Source organism: Plantactinospora endophytica (genome assembly GCF_016862915.1).
Lineage (GTDB): Bacteria > Actinomycetota > Actinomycetes > Mycobacteriales > Micromonosporaceae > Plantactinospora > Plantactinospora endophytica.
Genome location: NZ_BONW01000013.1, coordinates 394,141 through 416,209 on the forward strand (window position 1 = coordinate 394,141; position 22,069 = coordinate 416,209).

Consider the following 22,069-nt stretch of genomic DNA (forward strand, 5'->3'; position numbering starts at 1 on the left):
TTCTGAACGCACCACCTCACCCGGCACGTCTGCCGGGTCCATGAGCGGGGGACGATCATGCACGGTGATGCGACGGCCGACGGCGTCGTGAGGACCACGTCGTACCTGCCGGGCGCGAGCGCCGACGCCACCTTCCGGAGGCTCTACGCCCGCGCCGCCGATCCCGAGGCGTCCATCCCGGGCGGCGAGTTGACCGAGGTGATTCGCACGGAGCTGCGGCGGGCCTCGCCGGGCACCGGGCAGCCTCTCGACCGCCTGGTCGGCAAGGCGGCCGACTGGTCGACCACCTCGGCGGAGCGGTTCCGGGCGGTGGCGGACCTCGCCGACCACGACGCCCGCCGACTCGTGGTCCGCAGGGCGGCCCTCGGCTGGGCGCCGCTCGGCCTCGCGTCCGGAGCATGGCTCCAGTGGCTGACCAGCCCGGGAACCGCAGACCAGCCGCTGTTCCTGCGGATCCTCCGGCTCTACGCGTCCGACATCGGTGCCGGTCACCCCGGTGCCGCGAGGGGCGACGCCTACCTCGGCCTGCTACGGCAACTGCGGGCCTCGGAGAACGCCGTACCGCTGGCCCGGCTGGCCGGTGAACCGCGGATCGACGACACGGCGTTCCGCCTGCCGGCCCTGCTGCTCCTGATGAGCCGGCGCCCGGGCGACTTCTGCCAGGAACTCGTCGGAGCGGACCTGTGCCTGCGGGCCGTGGGGTTGCCGCCCCCGCTCGCCCTGGCCAGGCCGGAGCTGCGGGCCGACTGGGCGGCGATCGACTATTCCGCCGCCAGGGACGGCGGTCCGGCGCCGACCGAGGAGTGCCACGCCATCGCCGACGCCTTGGCGGGAAAGGCCCCGGAGTCGGCGGCGAGAGTGCTCGCGGGCTTCGCCTGGACGCTGGCCGCGCTGCGGGACCAGGCCGAGGCGTTGCACGCCCAGCTACACGCGTCGCTCGACCCGGGGTACGACATGGCCGAGCTGATGAGACTCCGCGCCAGGGAGGGCTCGGTCTACCACCACCAGGTCCGGATCGAGGACCGGTCCCTGTCGGCGTGGTTGACGGACTGCCGGGACGACCCCCGGCCCTTCCTCGACGTACTGGCCCGGAGCAGGCTGGTGAAGCCCGGGCGGTCCGCCGCCAGTCTCCTGGTCACGGGACTGGTCGGCGAGCGCGGCCCGATGTTCCGGGTCTTCTCGCCGGACGACCTCACCATCATCCGCCGGTGGATCGACGCTCTTCCGGCCACGCCCGGCTCCCCGGCGGCTGCCGTGGCCGACGAACCTGCCGGCACCCGGGCCGCCGTCGAAGGGACGCCCGACCGGCAGCGGCTGGCAGTGCTGACGGACCTGCTGGAGGCCGGAGCGGCGCCCGGCCGTGGCCCGAGCGACCTGCGCGAGGCGTACCGGATGTTGATGACCCGTACCGGCGGCCCGGAACTGCGCGACTGGTCTCTGCGGTACGTCAACGGTTGGCTGGCCCGTGCCCGGCATCGGATGACTCCCCGGTCGGTGCCGCTACCCGTGCGGTGGACGACCGAGGGCCTGCGGCCCTGGCTCCAGACTCAGCACGATCGGCACGGCGTGGAGTTCGAGGAAAGCGCTGACATTCCGCTGCCGCCCCGGGAGGCGGTGGTGGACGACGCCGTGCAGACGGCGCTGCTGACGCTGATCGACGGAAGCTGGCTCCAGGGGTTCACCGACTACGAACTGGCATCGTCGGACATCGGCCACTCGCTCTTCGCGACCTACTGGGACGAGCTCGGCAACGGCGAGGCCGCGCTCAACCATCCGCTGATCTACCGCGAGGTGCTGCGGGAGATGGACGTCGACCTCCCGCCCACGGCATCGCCGGAGTTCGCCGCCTGGCCGGGCTTTCGCGACGTGTCGTTCGAGCTGCCCGTCTACTGGCTGTGCATCGGGCGGTTTCCGCGTACGTTCCTGCCCGAGGTGCTCGGCCTCAACCTGGCCATGGAACTGTCCGGCGTGGGCGGCAGCTACCGCCGGGCCAGCCAGGCGCTGCGGACGTACGGCTTCAGCACCCGTTTCGTGGACATCCACAACACCATCGACAACGTCGCCACCGGACATTCCGCGTGGGCGGCCGACGCCGTCGACACCCTCATGTCCAGCCTGCCGGACTCGTCCGGGGCGGGCGGTCGGTCCGAGGTCTGGGCGCGGGTACGGGCCGGATACCGCTCGCTCAACCCGCCCGGCGGGTTCATGGCCCGGCGGGCCGCCCGGCGCGCCCGGATCCCGGCAGGCCGGCGGTGGCGGGGGACAGCGGTGGCGTCGGCGACGGAGGAGTACAACGGTGTCTGAGCTGGTCCTCGGGATCTCGGCGTTCTATCACGACAGCGCTGCGGCGCTCGTCCGGGACGGGGTGCCCGTCGCGGCGGCGCAGGAGGAGCGTTTCACCAGGAAGCGGCACGACCCGTCGTTTCCCGCGCAGGCGGTCCGGTACTGCCTCGACGAGCTGGGAGTCTCGCTCGGCGACGTCGCCGCGGTCGCCTACTACGAGGACCCCCGGCTGAAGTTCCGCAGGGTACTGGCCACCCTGGTGGGTACGGCACCGACCGGCTTCACGTCGTTCCGCGAGACGCTGCCCCGGTGGCTGCGGGCCGACGGCAAGCTCCGGGCGGTCCAGGTCGTCCGGCGTGAGCTCGAGTCGGCGGAGCTGGGGACGGTGCCGGAGATCGTGGTCCGGCGGCACCACGAGTCGCACGCGGCCTCGGCCTTCTTCCCCAGCCCGTACCGGTCGGCCGCGGTCCTGTGCGTCGACGGGGTGGGCGAGTGGGCGACCACCACGCTGTGGCACGGCCGGGACACCGCGCTCCGGCCGCTGGCCGAGATCCGGTTCCCGCACTCGCTCGGACTTCTGTACTCCGCCTTCACCTACTTCTGCGGCTTCAAGGTCGACTCCGGCGAGTACAAGCTGATGGGCCTGGCCCCGTACGGCCGGCCCCGGTACGCCGACCTGATCCGGGAGCGTCTGATCGACGTCAAGCCGGACGGCTCGTTCCACATGGACATGCGGTACTTCGAATACCTGCGCGGGCAGGTGATGACCGGCCGGGCGTTCGAGAAGCTCTTCGGCGGTCCCCGGCGTACCCCGGAAGGGCCGTTGACGGAGCGCGAGTTCGATCTGGCGGCCTCCGTGCAGGACGTCACCGAGGAGGTGATGCTCGGCCTGGCGCGCACCGCCCGGGAGCGGACCGGGGAGTCCACGCTCTGCCTGGCCGGCGGGGTGGCGTTGAACTGTGTCGCCAACGGGAAGATCGTCGACAGCGGGCTCTTCGACGAGGTGTGGGTGCAGCCGGCGGCCGGCGACGCCGGGGGAGCGCTGGGCGCCGCGTTGGCGGTGGCGATGGACCGGGGAGCGGCGCGTGGCCACGTCGGCAGCGGGCGGGACGCGATGTCCGGCGCGCTGTTGGGTCCGGCGTTCGGCGACGCGCAGATCGCCGACTACCTGCGCAGTCGTCGGATCCCGTACCACCGTCTGGACCCGGAGCGTCTGGTGGACGACGTCGCGGCGGCGCTGGCCGACGGCAAGATCGTCGGATGGTTCCAGGACCGCATGGAGTTCGGCCCGCGTGCGCTGGGTGCCCGTTCCATCCTGGGTGATCCCCGCGATCCGGCGATGCAGTCCGCGATGAACCTCAAGATCAAGTTTCGTGAGTCGTTCCGCCCGTTCGCGCCCGCGGTGCTGGCCGCCGAGGCCAAGGACTACTTCGACCTCCGCCAGGAGAGCCCGTACATGTTGCTGGTGGCGCAGGTGGCGGCGGCCCAGCAGGTACCGGTGACCGAGACCGGCGCGACCGGCATCGACCTGTTGCGGGTACGGCGCTCCACCATTCCCGCCGTCACCCATGTCGACGGCTCCGCGCGGGTGCAGACCGTCACCCCGGACAGCAACCCCGCCTACCACAAACTGCTCACCGCCTTCAGAGCCCGCACGGGATGCCCGGTACTCGTCAACACCTCGTTCAACGTCCGTGGCGAACCGATCGTGAGGTCGCCGCACGACGCATACACCTGCTTCATGCGTACGAACATCGACATGCTCGCCATCGGCAACTTCCTGCTGCACAAGAGCGAGCAGCCCGCGTGGTCCGAGGAGAGCGACTGGCGAGCCGAGATTCCCCTGGATTGAGCGTCCCGCCGACCCCATTCACCCCGGAGGCTGCGCAAGCGATGGCTCCCCTGCTGCTCTTCACATATCTGCTGGTCGCCACACCGCTCGGCTGGGCGAGCCGGCTCGTGCACGACCCGTTGACGCGACGGCGACGGCGGCGGGCGACCACCTACTGGACCGCATCCTCGGAAGGAAGAGGAACATGACCCTGGCCGATCTGAGTCTGCCCAACTACCTGGGGCGTCTTACCGGCAGCATGCTGCACGACGCGATGGAGGCCGGCGACGGCTTCGCGACCTTCGACTGCGACAGCGAGGAGGCATTCCTCCAGGCAGCCCAGGAGTACGGCGTGGTGCTGCCGCACCGCGACGCGGATGCCCGTGGCATCACGTACCTGCGCAACACACCGGGCCTGGGCCGGGACCGTGGCATCGGCTTCACCAGGGAAACCCTTCGGCCGCATACCGATCGCCCGGCCATCAAGACGCCGCCCAGGGTGCTGCTGCTCTGGTGTCGCAGCGCGAGCACCGACGGCGGCGACGCCACGGTCCTGCGCGGGACCGACGTGGTCGCCCGGCTGAAGGAGATCGACCCGCAGGCCCTGGCGGCATTCTGCGAGCCCGACGCGGCGATCTTCCGCACCGGCACCGACGAGATGGTCAGCCCGGTCTTCCGGATGCACGACGGAGTTCTCCAGGAGGTGCGGCTGCGCTACGACCCGTACGTCTACTTCGCCGTGGACGCCGCCCACGCGCTGCCGGCCCTGGAACGTGCGTTGAAGGAGGCGGAACAGGCGTTCCCGTTGAGCCCCGGCAAGGGATATGCGCTCCGCAACGACCTCTGGTTCCACGGGCGCCGGGCCTATTCCGGCGGTCGGGAGATGCTGCGGATCATGATCGGCGGCAAGCACGCCACGGATCGGTAGGTCAGGCCCGGCGACGTCACGCGGACCGGTCGGGACGGACTGTTCACGAGGTGGGCAGCGCGCCGGTGGGCGGCGACTCCGACCGTCGGCGAGCCGCCCGGCCAGCAGAGGCCCTTCGACAACTTCTGGAGTAGATGGTGTGCGGAATCTTTGGCGGCGTCGGGGTCAGCGAGCAGGAAGCCCGGATCGCCCTCGAAAACATCAACCGGGGCAACGACGGGATCACGGTCCGGGCCTACCGGGACGTCGTGCTGGGCAGCCGACGCCACCTGGTCAAGATCTCCAACAAGGAAGGCGTCCGCGAAGGCCAGTCGGACCAGCCGTACGACTCCGACGACCGTCCCGTCTCGCTCGTCTTCAACGGCGAGTTCTACAACTTCGACGAGCACAGGGCCGGCCACCTCGGGTACGCCCCCTTCAAGACCGAGGGCGACACCGAGGTCTTCCTCAAACTCTACGAAGCCGAGGGCATCGACTTCCTCAAGCGCCGGGACATCGACTCGATGTTCGCCCTCGGCATCCTGGACCGCGAGGCGAACAAGCTCTACGTCACGCGCGACTGGCCGGGTCGCGTACCGCTGTTCTACTACTACGACAAGGACAGCCGTACGTTCCTGTTCTCCAGCCAGTTGAGTGGTCTCCGGACGCTGGACCGGGTCGACCTCAACAACGCGCACGAGTTGGTTCCGGGCCACTACCTGGCGCTGGACCTCGACACGTTCGAGCTCGAAGACACCTGCTACTACCAGGTGAAGGCGATCAAGAAGGACCAGGAGATCCTCGACATCGGCCTGGAGCTCCACCAACGCCTGCACCAGAGCGCGCGGAACCGGACGATGGGGGACGTGCCGATCTGCACGATGCTCTCCGGCGGGATCGACAGCCTGATGACGACGTACTACGTACTGTCCAATATCGACTTCCGGAACGTCTCCTACCAACCGACGTCGTACGTCTTCGCCGTCGAGGGGTTCGATTCGCCGGACATCCGCCGGGCGAAGATCGCCGCCGAGGGTTTCCGGGACATCGGGCTCGTCCACAAGGAGGTCTACGCGACGGGCGAGCAGCTCGTCGAGGACCTTCCGGACATCATCACGCTCTTCGAGATGCGGAACATCAAGGCGTTGAGCGTCTACCCGCTGCCGATCTACTACTACCTCGCACCGGTGATGAAGGCGGACGGGTTCAAGGTGACGATCGGCGGGCACGGCGTCGACGAACTCCTCGGCGCCTACGACAACTGGAAGGAACTCAACAAGCCGCACGCCGTCCAGTCCACCTATGCCGCGCGCCTCCTGTTCATCAACAACATCTGGGAGAACATGATGCGCCGGGCCTCCATCATCTTCATGGAGCAGGGGCCGATCGAAGCGCGGTTCCCCTTCCTACAGCCAGCCGTCTGCGAGTATCTTCTCGGCGTCGATCCCAAGTGGCTCAGCATCAGCCCGCACAACGTCGAACTGATGCTGGACCTGATCTCGAAGCGGGCCGGACCTCGGGAGGACTGGGGGGACAAGCTCCCCTGGATCCACGACTACCTCGTCAGGTACCTCGACGCGGGCGGAAAGCCGCCGGAGGGGTTCGACGAGGGCCAGCGGACGGACGTCGAGAAGCTGTTCTGGAAGTTTCCGCTCATGGTCGCCGGGATGCACGCCTCGGCCGAGTCCTACCTGCCCTTCCACCTGCTCTTCAACGCGAAGCTCCGGGGCCAGCACGGCGCGGGGATCAGCTCGCTCGAACCCCGGATCGTGCAGCGGTACTCGCACCTGGGCGACACCGACATCGAGATCTACCGCGCGATGGTGACCAGCGCGTTCCGGCTCAGGGACGGGTGGTTCAGGAAGCCGGTCAAGCGTGGCGCGTGACGGGGCGTACGACGGGGAGGTGACGACCGCGATGTTGCTGATCGACGGCGAGTGGCTGGAGACGGACGACAGGATTGCCGTTCGTAACCCGTTCAACAACGAGATCGTCGGCTATGCCTCGCGGGCGACCCGGGAGCAGACGCTGGCTGCGGCGAGGCACGCCAAGGCGTACGAGTCGAACCTCACGGCCTTCGACCGGTACGAGATTCTCGCCAACACCGCCGCCCAGATCGAGCGCGACGAAGCGGAGTTCGTCGCCCAGATCGTCGCCGAATGTGGCGCCTGCGTGCAGGAGGCACAAAAGGAGGTACGGCGCGCCGTCACCCTGCTCAGGGTCTGCGCGGAGGAGGCCAGGCGCATCTCCGGCGAGGCGATCCCCACCGACGTCACCGCCGACCGGAAGCGGAACCTCGCGGTGACGCTCCGGGTGCCGGTCGGTCTCGTCTGCGCCATCACCCCCTTCAACCGGCCGCTGAACCAGGTCGTGGTGAAACTCGCGCCGGCCATCGCGGCGAACAACTCGGTCATCCTCAAACCGTCCGAGAAGACGCCGCTGAGCGCGGTGAAGTTTGTGCGGTGCCTGATCGCGAACGGGTTGCCGGCCAGGATGGTCTCCGTCGTGACCGGCGACCCCCGCGAGGTCGGCGAAACCCTCGTGACCTGCCCCGACGTCGACATGATCACCTTCACCGGGAGCCGCGCCGTCGGCGAACGCATCGCCAGGAGTGCGGGGATGATTCGCACGGCGTTCGAACTCGGTGACAGCGGTGCCCTGGTCGTGCTCGACGACGCCGACCTGGCCCTCGCCGCGGACGTCGCCGCGAAGGGCGCCTTCGCGACGGCCGGGCAGTCGTGCCGGGGCGTGAAACGACTCCTGGTCCAGGAGGGCGTGGCGGACCGGTTCGCCGAACTGCTCGTCGACCAGGCGAAGAAGATCAGGTTCGGCGACCCCTTCTCGACACAGAACGACATCGGCTGCCTGATCGACGAGCCGGCCGCGCGGGCCGTGGAACAGCGCGTGAGCGAGTCGGTGGAGTCCGGAGCGAAGCTGCTCTACGGGCCGCCCCGGGAGGGCGTGGTGCTGGGTCCCCAGGTTCTCGACTTCGTTCCGAAGGACTCGGCGCTGGTCCGCGAGGAGACCTTCGGGCCGTGCGCCCCGATCGTCCGCGTCAAGGACCTCGACGAGGCCGTCGAGTGCATAAACGGCGGGGACTACGGCCTGCAGACCGGGGTCTTCACCGCCGACATCAGGCTGGCGTTCGAGGCGGCGCGGCGGATCAGGTCCGGCGCCGTCATCATCAACGACGGCCCGCAGTTCGAGTCGCCGTTCATCCCCTTCGGCGGCGTGAAGAAGAGCGGCCTCGGGCGCGAGGGCGCGAGGTTCGCCATCGAAGAGATGACCACCGTCAAGACCATCGTCTTTTAGGATGCCCGTGAAACCCCTCGTTGTTTACACCGATCCATTCTGGGCGCTCGAAAACGGGGCAGTGAACCCGGCGCTGGCGGCCGTCGAGCGGGACGTGTTCGGCGACAAGGTCGACCTCCGTTTCGGCGTGGTCGAGAACGGTGCCTACGTGAAGAGCGGCGAGCGCTTCGTCGACAACCTGAGAGGCGCGTCCGCACTCGCCATCTACCGGGCACAGATGACCGAGGAGGTCTTCGCGGCGATCCGCGGCGACGTCAAGGTCATCGGCCGGCAGGGCGTCGGGTACGACAACATCGGTCTGCCGTTCCTGGAACCGAACGGCATCTTCGGGTTCAACGTCCCGGACTACTGCGTCGACGAGGTCTCCACGCACACGATGTCCCTCGTACTCGCCCTGGAGCGGCACGTCTGTCTCCAGAACGACCATCTCAAACGGGGGCAGTGGGACATCTACGACGGCGGGTACCCGCGTCGGCTCCAGGGACTGACGGTCGGGATCATCGGGCTGGGCCGGATCGGCAAGGCCACCGCCCAGAAGATCCGAAACTTCTACGGCAAGGTGATCAGCTACGACCCGTACATCCACGGCGATCACATGATCGGGTACGGCGTGCAGAAGCGGCACACCCTGCCGGACCTCCTGGCGGAGGCCGACGTCGTCATCCTGCACTGCCTGCTGAACGACGAGACGAAGAACCTGGTCGGCGACTCGTTCCTGGGGCACATGAAGGACGACGCGTTGCTGGTGAACACGGCGCGCGGCGGACTGGTGGATCCGAAGGCGGTCCACGACGCCCTCGCCGCAGGTCGGATCGGCGGTTACGCGAGCGACGTCTTCTCGCCGGAGGACCCGAACGACCACGAGTGGAACCGGAAACTGTTGCAGTTCGACCAGGTGATCGTCACCTCCCATCGCGCGTTCCTGTCCGCCGACTCGGAACTGAGTCAGCGGCGGCGGGTCGCCGAGGAGATCCTGCACGTCCTGGAAACGGGCCGCCCACCACGCTGGGGGAGTCTCACCGAGTAGACCGACGCCAGTCGCGGTCCGGTGGATTCCGGCCGGCTCCGCCGTGTGCCAATGGGGGAAGAGAGGAACAGATGGGTCGGGTCGTGCGCTTCGCATCACCGCGAGAAGTGACAATCGTCGAGGAGGAGGACGCGGAACTGGCACCGCCGGAGGTGCGGATCGCCACCCTCTTCTCCGGCATCTCCGCCGGCACCGAGATGTCCTACTATCGCGGCACCAATCCGTACCTGAGCAAGCGCTGGGACCCCGACCAGCGGCTGTTCCGGCAGGTCGGCGACGACGGTGCGGCGACGACCCTTTCCTATCCGATCGACGGCAAGGGCCACGAGGAGGTCGGTGCCGTCGTCGAGGTGGGCACCGAGGTCGACGACGTCGTACCGGGCGAGATCGTCTGGGGCAAGTGGGGGCACCGGAGTTCGACGGTGAAGCCGGCCGACTACGTACGCCGGCGCAGGCTGCCGGTCGGGACGGATCCTCTCCTCGGCGTCTTCTCCCAGATCGGCGCGATCGCCCTCAACGTGGTCCTGGACGCGGACATCCATGTCGGCGAGACGGTCGCGGTGTTCGGCCTCGGGGTGCCCGGTCAGATCGTCGCTCAGTTGGCGCGGCGCAACGGTGCCGAGGTGATCGCCGTCGATCCCCACGACAGCCGGCTCAAGACCGCCGCGTCGCTCGGCGCCACCCACACCGTCAACGCCAACGAGGGCTCGGTCGGCGAGCGGATCCGCGAGCTGACCGACGGGCGGGGAGCCGATGTCGCGCTCGAGGTGACCGGCTCGTACCGGGCGCTCCACGAGGCGGTCCGGTCCGTCTCCTACAACGCCCGGGTGGTGGCCGCCGGGTTCTTCCAGGGCGAGGCCGCCGGGCTCGCGCTCGGGGAGGAGTTCCACCACAACCGGGTCGAGCTCAGGTGCTCACAGATCTCCGGCGTCTCGCCGCAGCTCGGCCACCGGTGGAACGAGGAGCGGCTCCAACGTACGGTCATGGGCCTCGCCGCGTCGGGCAGGCTCCAACTCGAACAACTGGTGACGGAGGTCCTGCCGGTGGAGCGGGCTGCGGAGGCATTCGAGCTGCTCGACAACTCGCGGGAGCGGGTCCTCCAGGTGGTGCTCACGTTCGAGGACGGTGCCGAGTGAGCGCCGGGATGAGGCTGGGCGTGCAGGACCGGTCGCTGGAGGGACGGAGCCTGGAGGAGAAGTGGCGGTTCGCGACGGCTCTCGGCTTCGACGGCATCGAGCTGCGCGGCGGCCCGGAGTTCGCCGACCGGCTGGACGAGCTCAGGCGGGCGCGCCGGGCCGGGGTGGTCATGCCCTCGGTCTGCGTGGCGATGGACCACTTCATCGGGGACTTCGACGAGGAGAAGCGGCGGGACGCGATCCAGGTCATGAAGACCCTGCTCTCGGTGATCGTCGAGGCCGGAGGATTCGGCGCGATCACCCCGGCCTCGTTCGGGATGTTCTCCAAGCGGATGTCCCGGTCCGAACCGCCGCGCTCGGCGGAGGAGGACCGGGCCGTGCTCCTGGAGGCGCTCGCGGAACTGGGCGACCACGCCCAGCGGGTGGGCGGGGTGCTACTACTCGAACCGCTGAACCGGTACGAGGACTACATGGTGAACACGTTGGCCGACGGCGCCTCGCTCGTCCGCGAGATCGGACTGCCGACCGTCAGGCTGATGGCCGACACGTTCCACATGAACATCGAGGAGGCCGATCCTGCGGACTCGCTTCGCCGGCACGCCGACGTGCTGGGCCACGTCCAGGTCGCCGACAGCAACCGGCTGGAGCCCGGAGCCGGTCACTACGACTGGAACGGCACCGTGTCCGCACTCGAAGAGATCGGCTACCAGGGCTGGCTGGTGCTGGAGTGCCGCCTGCTGAGCGGCCCGCCCAGCGTCGCGCTGCCCCCTGTCCCGGCAGTCCTCCGAGGGGGGCGGGGCTGACGGGAAGGTCGCCGATCCGGACGGCGGGATCCGTCGCCGCCACCGGCTGATCGCCCCGTACGCCGTCCGCCACGACCCGTACGCCGCCGGGCGTCACCCAGCGGTGCGCCCCCGGTCGGTGGTCGCCACCGCCTGCCGTGCGGTGCCGCCCGGCTACGCCCGATCGGATCCGCCTCCGTCGCCGGATTCCGTCGACCGACTGCGGTCCGCCGGCCTGCGTCTACGACGACTCCACCCGGGGCAGGTCTCCGTTGTCCGGATCTTCCTGGTCGATCGACCACCCACCGGAAGACCTCGCCGCATCCAGGGCACCGCCGCATCCGAGGCACCGCCCCATTCAGGGCACCGCCGCATCCAGGGCGCCGACGCGCCCGATCCAGATCGCGGGACAGCGGCCCGAGCGGGGGAACCCGGCCCGCACCAGGCCCTGGTCTCCCGAATGCTGTCACGGTCCGGTGATCCTCACGGCGCGTGTCGGGCGAGCAACTTCCAACGACTTGCGCGGTACGTACCGCAGCCCATATCGTGACGATGTATCAAGTCGATACATCGGGCCGGCAGATCGCTACCTGATCCGCCGTATCCACCGGTTCGCTGGGTAGTGCGCGCTGGCGCGGATGTCGCGCAAACGCCAGAGCGCGGCCGAGCGAAGTGCGCGGACCGGCCGTATCGCGGCGCATTAGTCGTCAAGCTCTGCTGGCGCGGGCGCCGAAGACGTCAGCGCGGCATCGTCCTGGAGGCTGGAGACATCGTGGAGACATCCAAGCACCACATCGAGCCTGCTGCCGGCAGGTTGGGCGTCCTGACGGTGGGGCTCGGCGCCGTGGCGTCGACCGTCATCGCCGGCGTCGAGCTGATCAGGCGCGGCCTTGCTGAGCCCGTCGGTTCACTCGCTCAGATGGGTACCATTCGCCTGGGCAAACGGACAGAGGGTCGGGTGCCGCTCATCCGCGACTTCGTGCCGCTGGCCGGCATCGACCAGCTCGTCTTCGGCGCCTGGGACCCAATCTCGGACACCGCCTACGAAGCCGCGCTGAAGTGCGGGGTGCTCGACCGGTACAGCCACATCGAACCGGTCGCGGCCGAGCTGAAGGAGATCGAGCCGATGCCGGCCGTCTTCGACCAGAACTACGTGCGGCGGCTCGACGGCAACAACGTCAAGTCCAAGGCGAACAAGCTGGAACTCGCCGAGGCCGTCCGCAAGGACATCCGTGACTTCAAGGCCGCGAACTCCTGCGACCGGCTGGTGGTGATCTGGTGCGCGTCCACCGAGATCTTCATCGAGCCCGGCCCGGCGCACGAGAGCCTGGCCGCGCTGGAAGCCGCGATGGAGGCGAACGACGAGAGCGTCCCGCCGTCGATGATCTACGCGTACGCGGCCCTCAAGGAGGGCGTGCCCTTCATCAACGGAGCGCCCAACCTCACCACCGACGTGCCGGCGATGATCGAACTCGCCAACGAGACCGGCGTGCCCGTCTGCGGCAAGGACTTCAAGTCGGGGCAGACCCTGTTGAAGACCGTGCTGGCGCCGATGCTGAAGGCTCGGATGCTGGGGCTCGAGGGCTGGTACTCCACGAACATCCTCGGCAACCGCGACGGTGAGGTGCTGGAGGACCCCGACAGCTTCCGGAGCAAGGAAGTTACCAAGCTCGGCGTGCTGGAGCACGTCCTGCAGCCGGACCTCTACCCCGAGCTCTACGGCAACTTCCACCACAAGGTGCGGATCAACTACTACCCGCCCCGGGGTGACAACAAGGAGGGCTGGGACAACATCGACATCTTCGGGTGGCTCGGCTACCCGATGCAGATCAAGGTCAACTTCCTGTGCCGCGACTCGATCCTGGCGGCGCCCCTGGCACTCGATCTGGTGCTCTTCACGGACCTGGCCGCGCGGGCGGGGCTCAAGGGTGTACAGGAGTGGCTCTCGTTCTACTTCAAGAGCCCGCAGCACGCGCCCAGCCTCTACCCGGAGCACGACCTGTTCATCCAGCAGACCAAGCTGAAGAACACGCTTCGCTGGCTGATGGGTGAGGAGCAGATCACCCACCTGGGGCACGAGTACTACGAGGACTGAGTCGTCGCGCCGGCGACGACGAGCCCGGTAGGGGTCGTCGCCGGCGCGCCTGGCGTGGTCCGGTCAGGAGCCGGTCAGCGCGGGTGGTACGGCCACATCCAGGTGGGCCAGCAGCTTCGCCACCTTGCGGTCGAGTTCCACGCCGACGGCGGTGATCTGGTCGTTGCCGAAGGAGGAGAGCGCGCTGCTCGGCTGTTCGACCGTGAACCGGACTCCACCGTCGAAACCGCTGATGACGGTGCGGAGGGGCACGTACGCCAGGATCGCGGGATCGTGCCGGAACATCCGTTCGGCGACGGTGTGGTTGCCCATCAGGTATTCGACGCACGGCGCGAGGTCGCCGGCCAGACTCATAAGCGGCTGTGCGTCGAGGATGTGGTAGTTCAGGAAGCCGTGCGGTGCCGACCTGTCCATCAGGTCGAGCACCTCGGACCAGGGCGCCTTCCGCTCGACCAGACTGCCGAACGCGGCCGCGTCGAACGGCGGGACAGCCTCCTCGTAACGACGTCGGAAGTCGTCGTACGGCGCCGAACTGGCGATGGTGAACCGCCGCGCGGAGAACGTGGTGTCGATGATCCGCCCGACTGTCGCTGTCATAACCCCAAGCTAGTGGTCCGCGACCTCGCCGATCGGAGCTTCCCGGAAACCGTGCCCGCCGCCCGCCGGCCCTCGCCGTCCATCCCGTGCAAGGGGTCGCCCCGGGCCGGCGAGGCGGGGCGAACGGCGGGGCCCGGACCCGACCTGGGCGCGTGCCGACCGGGGGTGAGCACGTCGGGTCCGGGCGTCAGTGGGAATCGATCGGCCTGCGCGCGAGGACGAGCCGGTACCGTGGGCCGCCGTTCCGGTGCTGCCCGAGGGCGGCCAGGGCGGCGACGGTCACGGTGAAGCCGGCCGCCGTCAGGTCGTCGCGTACCGCCGCCAGTGGGGTGGTGCGGTAGTACATCACGAACGGCGGGCGCCAGACCGCGTTGCGGATCCGCATCGCCAGGTCGAATCCGAGCGTGACCCAGTGCGAGACCGAGGTCGGCGGTGGTGGCGTACCGAGCGGGAAGGCGAACAGCCCGCCGGGGCGCAGTGCGCGGTACACCCCCTCGAACAGTGCGGGCCGTTCGGCGGGCAGGAAGTGCCCGAGCGCCCCGAAGGTGACCGCGAGGTCGAAGTCCCCGTCGAAGGGCAGGGCTCGGACGTCGGCGCGTACCCAGGTCGCGTCCGGGTGCGCGGTGCGTGCCTGCGCGAGCATGCCGGCGCTGAAGTCGACGCCGGTGATCCGTCCCCGGCATCGGGACCGGAGAACCGGCATGCCCGCGCCGGTACCGCAGCACACGTCCAGTCCACGGTCGAACGGCCCGAGGTCGGAGAGCGCCTCGGCGCTCGCACCGAGAATGCTCTCCGGGGTGCGGAAGGGCGTGTGGTCGAACTTCGGCGCCAACAGGTCGTAGCCGCGCTCGACCGAGGACAGCGCCTGGACGCACAGTTCGCGCAGCGACGGTCCCTGGGCCGAGAACATCGGCCGAGGGTACCTGTCGGACGCGCCGACCGGGCGGCGCGCGCCCGGAGCGTCAGACGGCGCGGGCCACGCAGATCCGGGCGTCCAGCCGTGGGCCGGCCTCGTAGAGCATGTACTCGACGCCGCCGTCGGTGCCGAACGCGGGCGACGCGGTACGCCCGTTGTCGGAGGCGATCGGGCGGTGGAAGACGCCCAGGTGCACCTCGCGGTCGAAGTTGTTGCCCACCTCGGTCAGGTACATGTTGCCGGTGTTGCCGTGGTACGCCAGGTACGCCGTGCCGTTGCGCTTGAGCAGGTGGGCGGCGGAGATGTCGGTGCAGCCGTCGGGCGTGGGCGAGACCAGCGGGGTGGGGGAGAACTGCCAGCCGCTCCAGCCGTTCGGCGACCAGCCCCAGAAGATCTTGCGGGTGCCCGGCCCGATGGTGTGCACGGCCATGAAGACCATCACGTAGCGGTTGCCCCGGCCGGCGACCGAGTGCTCGAAGACCCGGGCGTAGGAGGTCTCGGTGGTGTTGGGCACGAGGTTGGTGGAGAGGATCGGGGTCTCGTCGGTGAAGTGGATGCCGTCGGTGGACCTCGCCACCCGGGTGGTGTGGTTCTCGCCGTGGAAGTAGAGGAAGAACTGGCGGGTCGGCGCGTCCCACACCACGTGCGGGGAGGCGACGTGGCTGACCGTCGCGCCACCGGGCAGGTTGCGGTCGACGACGGGATTGCCGGGGTACTCGGTGTAGGGGCCTTCGAGTCGGTCCGCGTAGGCCAGGCAGATTCCGCCGGGCGCGTCGTGCGGGCCGTAGTAGAGGTAGTAGCGGCCGAGCCGGTTGCTGATCTTGTCGTAGACCCCGCGTACGCAGGGGAAGATGAACTCGCCGGTCGGGTTGTAGCGCAGCGGCCCGGCGAACGCGTCGCGGACGTACCGGTAGCTGGGGAAGCCGGCGGGTCCGGCCAGCGCGGGGGCGACGGTGCTCAGGCCGGCGACGGTGCCACCGGCGACCGCGGCGGCGCCACGGAGCAGGGTGCGGCGGCTGATGTCAGGGGTACGGGCCATGGGACGGTCCTCCGGTAACCCTCGGTGATCCGGCGTCCTGAGCTGGACGCCGCTCGTTGGTGCAGAAGTCAATCCCCGCCGGTCCGGTACGTCAAGACGCTAATACGAATTATCACCGGCACTTCGCCGGGATCTTCCTCGGCGGAAGGTCTTGACGAGCGGGCGGTCGCCGTGACTACAGTTCACGCCAACGAAACCGTAATGCGTATTAGCAGGAAACAGGTGGGCACCCAGCGTGACTGAACCGCGTAGCAGACGCGTGACCCAACAGGACATCGCCCGGATGACCGGCGTGAGCCAGGCGACGGTGTCGCTGGTGCTCAACGGCCGCGCCGACAGCGACGTCCGGATCGCGCCGCAGACCCGGGCACGGGTGCTCGACGCCATCCGCAGCACCGGGTACGTCGCCGACCCGATCGCCCGCCGGCTCGCCGCCCGCCGCAACCGCATCCTCGGCGTCTTCACGTACGAGCCGGTGTTCCCGGCCGGCACCGGGGACTTCTACCATCCGTTCCTGGTCGGCATCGAGGAGGGCGCCGAGTCGCTCGGTTGCGACCTCCTGCTGCTCACCAGTGCTCCCGTCGTGGACGGTCGGCGCCGGATCTTCCACGAGGACAACCGGCTGCGGTTGGCCGACGGCTGCGTCCTGCTCGGTCGCTCGCTCGACCGGGACGAGCTGGCCCGGCTGGTCGCCGAGGGGCAGGCGTTCGTCTCGGTCGGCCGGCGCGACGACGCCGGCGGCCCGGTGCCGTACGTCGGCGCCGACTACCCGGGGGCGACCAGCGCCATCGTCGAGCGGGCCGTCGCGATGGGGCACCGCACCCTGGCCTACGTGGGCCAGGGCAACCATCCGGTCGGTCCGGCGCCGCAGACCGGGCTGGACGGCCAGGACCGGCCGGCCGCGCCGGAGTCGCACGCCGACCGCGAGCGCGGGTTCCGGGCTGCCGTCGCCGCCGCCGGGGTCACCGGCATCCACGAGCCCGTCGAGGACCGGTCCCCGGCCGAACTGCTCGACTCGTTGCTGGCCCGGGGCGTGACGGTCGCGCTGATGGAGGAGTACGCGGACGGTTCCGCCATCGTCGCCGCAGCCCGCGAACGCGGCCTCGACATCCCCCGCGACCTCTCCGTCGCGGCTCTCGGTGACCCGACCCGGCCGGCGCCCTCCGATGTGGACTTCACGATGTTCCGGATTCCCCGGCGCCAGATGGGCTGGCAGGCGGTCGAGGTGCTCACCGGGCTCATCGAGGGAACACCCGGCCCGGAGAGCGGCGAGGTCCGGTCCGGCGCGGGACAGCGACCGGACCGGACCGGAGTGGGCGCCCCGGTCGACCCGGAGCACGTCGGGCAGAGCCCGACGCAGATCCTCCTCGACTGCGAGCAGGTCGAGGGCACCACGCTGGCGCCGCCGCGATGAACAGCCACGTTCGGAGGAAAGGGCATCTGTTGTCAGAGTTGACGTGCGATCTGCTGGTCGTCGGCGGAAGTCTCGGTGGCGTCGCCGCCGCACTGGGCGCGCTGCGCGCCGGGCGGCGGGTCGTGCTCACCGAGGAGTACGACTGGCTCGGCGGCCAGCTCACCAGCCAGGCCGTACCGCCCGACGAGCACAGCTGGGTCGAGCAGTTTGGGGTGACCGCCTCCTACCGGGCCCTGCGGGACGGCATCCGCGAGCACTACCGCCGCTGGTACCCGCTGACCGACCGGGCCCGCGCCGACCGCCACCTCAACCCGGGCGCCGGCCACGTGAGCCGGCTCTGCCACGAGCCGCGCGTCGCGGTGGCGGTGCTGGAGAGCATGCTGGCGCCGTACCGGGGCAGTGGTCGTCTGGTTGTCCTCCAGCCGGCCCGGGCGGTCTCCGCCGACACCGACGGCGACCGGGTGACGGCGGTGACCGTCGCGCACCAGGACCGCGAGGTGACGATCACCGCACCCTACGTTGTGGACGCCACCGAGACCGGCGAGCTGCTGCCGCTGACCGGCACGGAGTACGTCACCGGCTTCGAGTCGCGGGCGGAGACCGGCGAGCCGAGCGCCCCGGACGAGGCGCAGCCGGCCAACATGCAGGCGATCTCGGTCTGCTTCGCGGTCGACCACGTCGACGGCGACCACACCATCGACAGGCCCGAGCGGTACGACTTCTGGCGCGCGTACCAGCCGCCGTTCTGGGGCGACCGGCTGCTGTCGTTCCGTGCGCCGCACCCGCGCACCCTGGAGACCACCGAGCGGTCGTTCACCCCGAACCCGGACGACGATCCGGCCCTGGTGCTGGCCGACCAGCGGCGCGACCCGGGTGACGGCAACCTCTGGACGTTCCGCCGGATCGCGGCCCGGCGCAACTTCCGGGACGGCTTCTACGACAGCGACATCTGCCTGGTCAACTGGCCGCAGATCGACTACCTGGAGGCGCCGGTCATCGACGTCGCCGATCCGGCGGCCGGGATCGCGGCGGCCCGGGAACTGTCCCGCTCGATGCTCTACTGGTTGCAGACCGAGGCGCCCCGCCCGGACGGCGGCACCGGCTTTCCCGGCCTGCGGCTGCGCGGCGACGTGACCGGCAGCGCCGACGGGCTCGCGCAGGCGCCGTACATCCGGGAGTCCCGCCGCATCCGCGCCCGGTACACGGTCGTGGAGCAGGACCTGTCGCTGGCCGTACGTGGGGACAAGGGGGCGGTGTCCTATCCGGACAGTGTGGGCGTCGGCATGTACCGCATCGACCTGCATCCGTCGACCGGCGGCGACAACTACATCGACGTCGCGTCCTGCCCGTTCGAGATCCCGTTGGGTGCGCTGCTGCCCCGGCGGGTCACCAACCTGATCGCGGGCGGGAAGAACATCGGCACCACCCACATCACCAACGGTTCCTACCGACTGCACCCCGTCGAGTGGAACACCGGCGAGGTCGCCGGAGTTCTCGCCGACTTCTGCCTGGCCCGCCGGACCACTCCGGCCGCCGTGCGCGACACCCCCGGCCTGCTGGCCGACTTCCAGAACCGTCTCACCGCCGAGGGTGTCGAGCTGCGCTGGCCCGACGTCTCGGGCTACTGAGAGGAACTCATATGAGAGCACGAACAACGGCCGCGATCGCGGTGGCGGCGCTGCTCGGCCTCACCGCCTGCGGCTCCGGCGATGGCGGCGCGGGCGACGACGGCCCGGTCACCCTGCGGATGACCACCTGGTCGGCGAACGAGGCGCACGTCAAGCTCTTCGACGAGATCGCCGAGGAATACAAGAAGACCCATCCGAACGTCACCGCGATCACCTTCGACGCGATTCCGTTCGAGAACTACACCACCACCCTGACCACGCAGATCGCCGGTGGCAACCCGCCGGACCTGGCCTGGGTACTGGAGAACGCGGCACCCGACTTCGTCTCCTCCGGCGCGCTGCTGCCGCTCGACGACACGCTCAAGGGCACCGACGGGTACCAGTTCGACGAGCTGGCCCCGGCCGCGACGAAGCTCTGGCAGGCCGACGGCAAGCTGTACGGGTACCCGTTCTCCACCTCGCCGTTCGGCATCTTCGTCAACACCGACCTGGTCAAGGCGGCCGGGGCGCAGTCGCCCGCCGAGCTGATCGCCGCGAACCAGTGGAGCTGGGAGAACGCGGCGAAGCTGGCCTCGGCGGTCAACGCGAAGACCGGCAAGGCCGGCCTGGTGGTGCGCGACTTCGACTACAAGGGCTGGGACAACCTGTCCACGGTGTGGACCGGCTGGGGCGCGCAGGCGTGGAGCGCGGACGGGAAGACCTGCGGCTTCGACAAGCCGGAGATGGTCGAGGCGATGCGGTTCCTGCACGACGCGACCTTCACCGACAAGGCGTTCCCCGGTCCGGGTACCACCGCCGACTTCTTCGCCGGGGAGGCGGGCCTGACGATCACCCAGATCTCCCGGGCCTCGCTGCTCAAGGACGCGAAGTTCGGCTGGGACCTGGTCCCGCTGCCGACCGGCCCGAAGGGCGGGTACGCGGTGATCGGCCAGGGCGGGCTGGGCGTGCTCAAGAAGGGCAAGCACGCCGAGGTGGCGGCGGACTTCCTCGCCTTCTTCACCAACCCCACCAACTCGGCGAAGCTCGCGCAGTTCTTCCCGCCGCCGCGTACCTCGCTGCTCACCACCGAGACGCTCGCCAAGACCAACCCGCTGCTCAAGCCGGAGCAGTTGCAGGCGGTCGTGATCGACGGCATCTCGACCGGCGTGGTGAAGCCCAGCCACACCGGGCAGGCGGAGCTGTCCCAGGCGGTCCGCTCGGCGCTCGACCCGCTGTGGAAGCCGGACGCCGACGTGCCGGCCGTACTCGCCGGGGTGTGCACCGCGATCAACCCGCTGCTGGCGAAGTAGATGGCACTGCTGACCGACGACCGCACGGCGGGCCGGACCTCGCACCGGCCCGCCCCGGGCGGTACGCGTCGCTGGTGGACCACCCGCCGCCGCGACCACCTGGCCGGTTACCTGTTCATCGCGCCGCAGCTCGTCGGCAGCGTGCTGTTCGTGCTGATCCCGCTCGGCCTGGTGGTCTGGTATTCGCTGCACGAGTGGAACGTGCTCGCCGACACGTTCGACTTCGTCGGCGCGGAGAACTACCGGGCCATGGCCGACGACCCCAACCTGCCCGGCGTACTCCGGGCGACCGCGCTCTTCTCGGTCGGGCTCGTCGCGCTCAACCTGAGCCTGGCGCTCTTCCTCGCGGTACTGCTCAACCAGCGGCTGCGCGGCACCGCCTTTTTCCGGGTCCTCTTCTTCTCACCGGTGGTCGTGTCGCTGGTCGCCTGGACCATCGTCTGGGGCTTCCTGTTGCAGGACAACGGCGGCATCAACGGCCTGCTGGACACCGTCGGCGTCGACGGCCCGAACTGGCTGCGCGGCGACGCCACCGCGATGCTCTCGGTGATCGTCGTGCAGGTCGTCAAGAACGTCGGCCTCAACATGGTGCTCTTCCTGGCCGCGCTCCAGGGCGTGCCGGGCGAACTCTACGAGGCGGCCCGGGTCGAGGGCGCCGGCCGGTGGACCCAGTTCCGCCGGATCACGGTACCCCTGATCAGCCCGACCATCCTGCTCACCTCGATCATCACGGTGGTCGGCTCGCTCCAGGTCTTCGCCCAGATCGCGGTGCTCACCCAGGGCGGCCCGGGCTCGTCGACCACGGTCCTCGTCTACTACCTCTACCAACAGGCGTTCCAGTTCCACCACTTCGGGTACGGCGCCACCATCTCCGTACTCCTGTTCCTTCTCGTCCTGGCGCTGACCGTCGTGCAGTGGCAGATGCGCAAGAGATGGGTCTTCCATGAGCAGTAGGCTCTCGCCCCGCACGAAGGTGCTCCTCTACGGCACGCTCTGCGTGCTGGCCATTCCGTTCGTCTTCCCGACCTGGTGGATGGTCACCTCGTCGGTCAAGCCGGTCGCGGAGATCTTCGCGTTCCCGCCCAGCCTCGTTCCGACCTCGGTGAACTTCGACGGCTACCGGGACGCGTTCGCCACGCAGCCCTTCGCCCGGCAGTACCTCAACTCGGCGTACATCGCGCTCGTCGTCACCTTCGGCACCCTCGCGGTCTCCGCGCTGGCCGGCTACGCCTTCGCCCGGATCCGCTTCCGGGGGCAGAACGCCCTCTTCCTCGTGGTGCTGCTCGGCCTGCTGATCCCGAGCGAGGTGACGATCGTCCCGCTGTTCCGGATGTTCAACGCGGCGGGGCTGGTCGACACCCACTGGCCGCTGATCCTGGTGCCGATCCTGGGCGCGCCGAGCGTACTGGCCACCTTCATCATGCGGCAGTTCTTCATCGCGCTGCCGGTCGAGTTGGAGGAGGCCGCCCGGCTGGACGGGCTGGGCCGCTTCGCGACCTTCCTGCGGATCGGGCTGCCGCTGTCCCGGCCGGCCCTCGGCGCGGTCTCCATCTTCACCTTCCTGCACAGTTGGAACCTCTACCTGGAGCCGATCGTCTTCCTCTCCACGCCGGAGAAGTTCACCCTGCCGCAGGCGTTGACCCAGTTCGTCGACGCGTACGGCGGTCCGATGTGGAACGTCCAGCTCTCGGCGGCGTCGCTGACCGCGATCCCCGTGCTGGTCGTGTTCGTGATCGCCCAGCGGCAGTTCATCGAGGGCCTGGCCCACACCGGTTTGAAGGGCTGACGGGCGGTCGGCGGTACGGCATCGGTC

At 69.5% G+C, this 22,069-nt stretch carries 18 protein-coding genes; 15 read left to right on the forward strand and 3 right to left on the reverse strand.

Annotated features, from left to right (window positions below; genetic code table 11):
* Positions 1 to 87 precede the first annotated feature (87 nt).
* From Pen02_RS14725 to Pen02_RS14770, 10 genes are all read left to right on the forward strand, one after another.
* On the forward strand, positions 88 to 2,304 hold the full coding sequence (locus tag Pen02_RS14725) for an iron-containing redox enzyme family protein (protein WP_239140678.1): 2,217 nt from the start codon (positions 88 to 90) through the stop codon (positions 2,302 to 2,304).
* Positions 2,297 to 4,135: a carbamoyltransferase family protein gene (locus Pen02_RS14730; RefSeq protein ID WP_203866566.1), complete on the forward strand. Its 1,839-nt coding sequence runs from the start codon at positions 2,297 to 2,299 to the stop codon at positions 4,133 to 4,135. Before Pen02_RS14725 ends, Pen02_RS14730 begins: the two co-directional genes overlap by 8 nt.
* Positions 4,136 to 4,176: 41 nt before the next feature.
* Positions 4,177 to 4,323, forward strand: a complete 147-nt coding sequence (locus Pen02_RS14735; protein ID WP_203866567.1) for a hypothetical protein — start codon at positions 4,177 to 4,179, stop codon at positions 4,321 to 4,323.
* Entirely contained in the window at positions 4,320 to 5,042 is a 723-nt protein-coding gene (locus Pen02_RS14740) for a TauD/TfdA family dioxygenase (RefSeq protein ID WP_203866568.1), read from the forward strand. Before Pen02_RS14735 ends, Pen02_RS14740 begins: the two co-directional genes overlap by 4 nt.
* A 137-nt stretch (positions 5,043 to 5,179) precedes the next feature.
* Positions 5,180 to 6,907, forward strand: a complete 1,728-nt coding sequence (locus Pen02_RS14745; RefSeq protein ID WP_203866569.1) for an asparagine synthetase B family protein — start codon at positions 5,180 to 5,182, stop codon at positions 6,905 to 6,907.
* The gene (locus Pen02_RS14750; protein WP_203866570.1) at positions 6,897 to 8,333 is read left to right on the forward strand and encodes an aldehyde dehydrogenase family protein; all 1,437 of its coding nucleotides are present in this window, start codon (positions 6,897 to 6,899) and stop codon (positions 8,331 to 8,333) included. The genes Pen02_RS14745 and Pen02_RS14750 overlap by 11 nt, the downstream gene beginning before the upstream one ends.
* A 1-nt stretch (position 8,334) precedes the next feature.
* Positions 8,335 to 9,360 carry a C-terminal binding protein gene (locus tag Pen02_RS14755; RefSeq protein ID WP_203866571.1) on the forward strand — a complete coding sequence of 342 codons (1,026 nt, stop codon included), beginning with the start codon at positions 8,335 to 8,337 and terminating at the stop codon, positions 9,358 to 9,360.
* Positions 9,361 to 9,467: 107 nt separating this feature from the next.
* Positions 9,468 to 10,496 (forward strand): zinc-dependent alcohol dehydrogenase, encoded by a 1,029-nt coding sequence (locus Pen02_RS14760; RefSeq protein WP_203866572.1) that lies wholly within the window; start codon positions 9,468 to 9,470, stop codon positions 10,494 to 10,496.
* Positions 10,493 to 11,299 (forward strand): sugar phosphate isomerase/epimerase family protein, encoded by an 807-nt coding sequence (locus tag Pen02_RS14765; RefSeq protein ID WP_239140680.1) that lies wholly within the window; start codon positions 10,493 to 10,495, stop codon positions 11,297 to 11,299. The genes Pen02_RS14760 and Pen02_RS14765 overlap by 4 nt, the downstream gene beginning before the upstream one ends.
* 751 nt (positions 11,300 to 12,050) lie before the next feature.
* On the forward strand, positions 12,051 to 13,373 hold the full coding sequence (locus tag Pen02_RS14770; protein ID WP_203866573.1) for an inositol-3-phosphate synthase: 1,323 nt from the start codon (positions 12,051 to 12,053) through the stop codon (positions 13,371 to 13,373).
* Between the two features lie 63 nt (positions 13,374 to 13,436).
* On the opposite strand, the gene Pen02_RS14775 is transcribed toward Pen02_RS14770, so the two are convergent.
* The 3 genes from Pen02_RS14775 to Pen02_RS14785 form a co-directional block, all read right to left on the reverse strand.
* Positions 13,437 to 13,970 carry a DUF302 domain-containing protein gene (locus Pen02_RS14775; RefSeq protein WP_203866574.1) on the reverse strand — a complete coding sequence of 178 codons (534 nt, stop codon included), beginning with the start codon at positions 13,968 to 13,970 and terminating at the stop codon, positions 13,437 to 13,439.
* 187 nt (positions 13,971 to 14,157) lie between these two features.
* The gene (locus Pen02_RS14780) at positions 14,158 to 14,880 is read right to left on the reverse strand and encodes a class I SAM-dependent methyltransferase (protein WP_203866575.1); all 723 of its coding nucleotides are present in this window, start codon (positions 14,878 to 14,880) and stop codon (positions 14,158 to 14,160) included.
* A gap of 52 nt (positions 14,881 to 14,932) precedes the next feature.
* Positions 14,933 to 15,925 carry a glycoside hydrolase family protein gene (locus Pen02_RS14785; protein ID WP_203866576.1) on the reverse strand — a complete coding sequence of 331 codons (993 nt, stop codon included), beginning with the start codon at positions 15,923 to 15,925 and terminating at the stop codon, positions 14,933 to 14,935.
* Between the two features lie 259 nt (positions 15,926 to 16,184).
* On the opposite strand from Pen02_RS14785, the gene Pen02_RS14790 reads away from it, so the two are divergent.
* The 5 genes from Pen02_RS14790 to Pen02_RS14810 are packed head-to-tail and all read left to right on the forward strand — an operon-like array spanning position 16,185 to position 22,042.
* A complete protein-coding gene (locus tag Pen02_RS14790) occupies positions 16,185 to 17,339 on the forward strand; it encodes a LacI family DNA-binding transcriptional regulator (RefSeq protein WP_239140681.1) in 1,155 nt (384 codons plus the stop codon).
* Between the two features lie 29 nt (positions 17,340 to 17,368).
* Positions 17,369 to 18,967 carry an FAD-dependent oxidoreductase gene (locus Pen02_RS14795; RefSeq protein ID WP_239140682.1) on the forward strand — a complete coding sequence of 533 codons (1,599 nt, stop codon included), beginning with the start codon at positions 17,369 to 17,371 and terminating at the stop codon, positions 18,965 to 18,967.
* A gap of 11 nt (positions 18,968 to 18,978) precedes the next feature.
* Complete coding sequence (locus Pen02_RS14800; protein ID WP_203866578.1) at positions 18,979 to 20,256, forward strand: ABC transporter substrate-binding protein; 1,278 nt, start codon at positions 18,979 to 18,981, stop codon at positions 20,254 to 20,256.
* Complete coding sequence (locus tag Pen02_RS14805) at positions 20,257 to 21,210, forward strand: carbohydrate ABC transporter permease (RefSeq protein WP_203866579.1); 954 nt, start codon at positions 20,257 to 20,259, stop codon at positions 21,208 to 21,210. It begins immediately after the preceding gene.
* On the forward strand, positions 21,200 to 22,042 hold the full coding sequence (locus Pen02_RS14810) for a carbohydrate ABC transporter permease (RefSeq protein WP_203866580.1): 843 nt from the start codon (positions 21,200 to 21,202) through the stop codon (positions 22,040 to 22,042). Before Pen02_RS14805 ends, Pen02_RS14810 begins: the two co-directional genes overlap by 11 nt.
* The last annotated feature ends 27 nt before the right edge of the window (positions 22,043 to 22,069 follow it).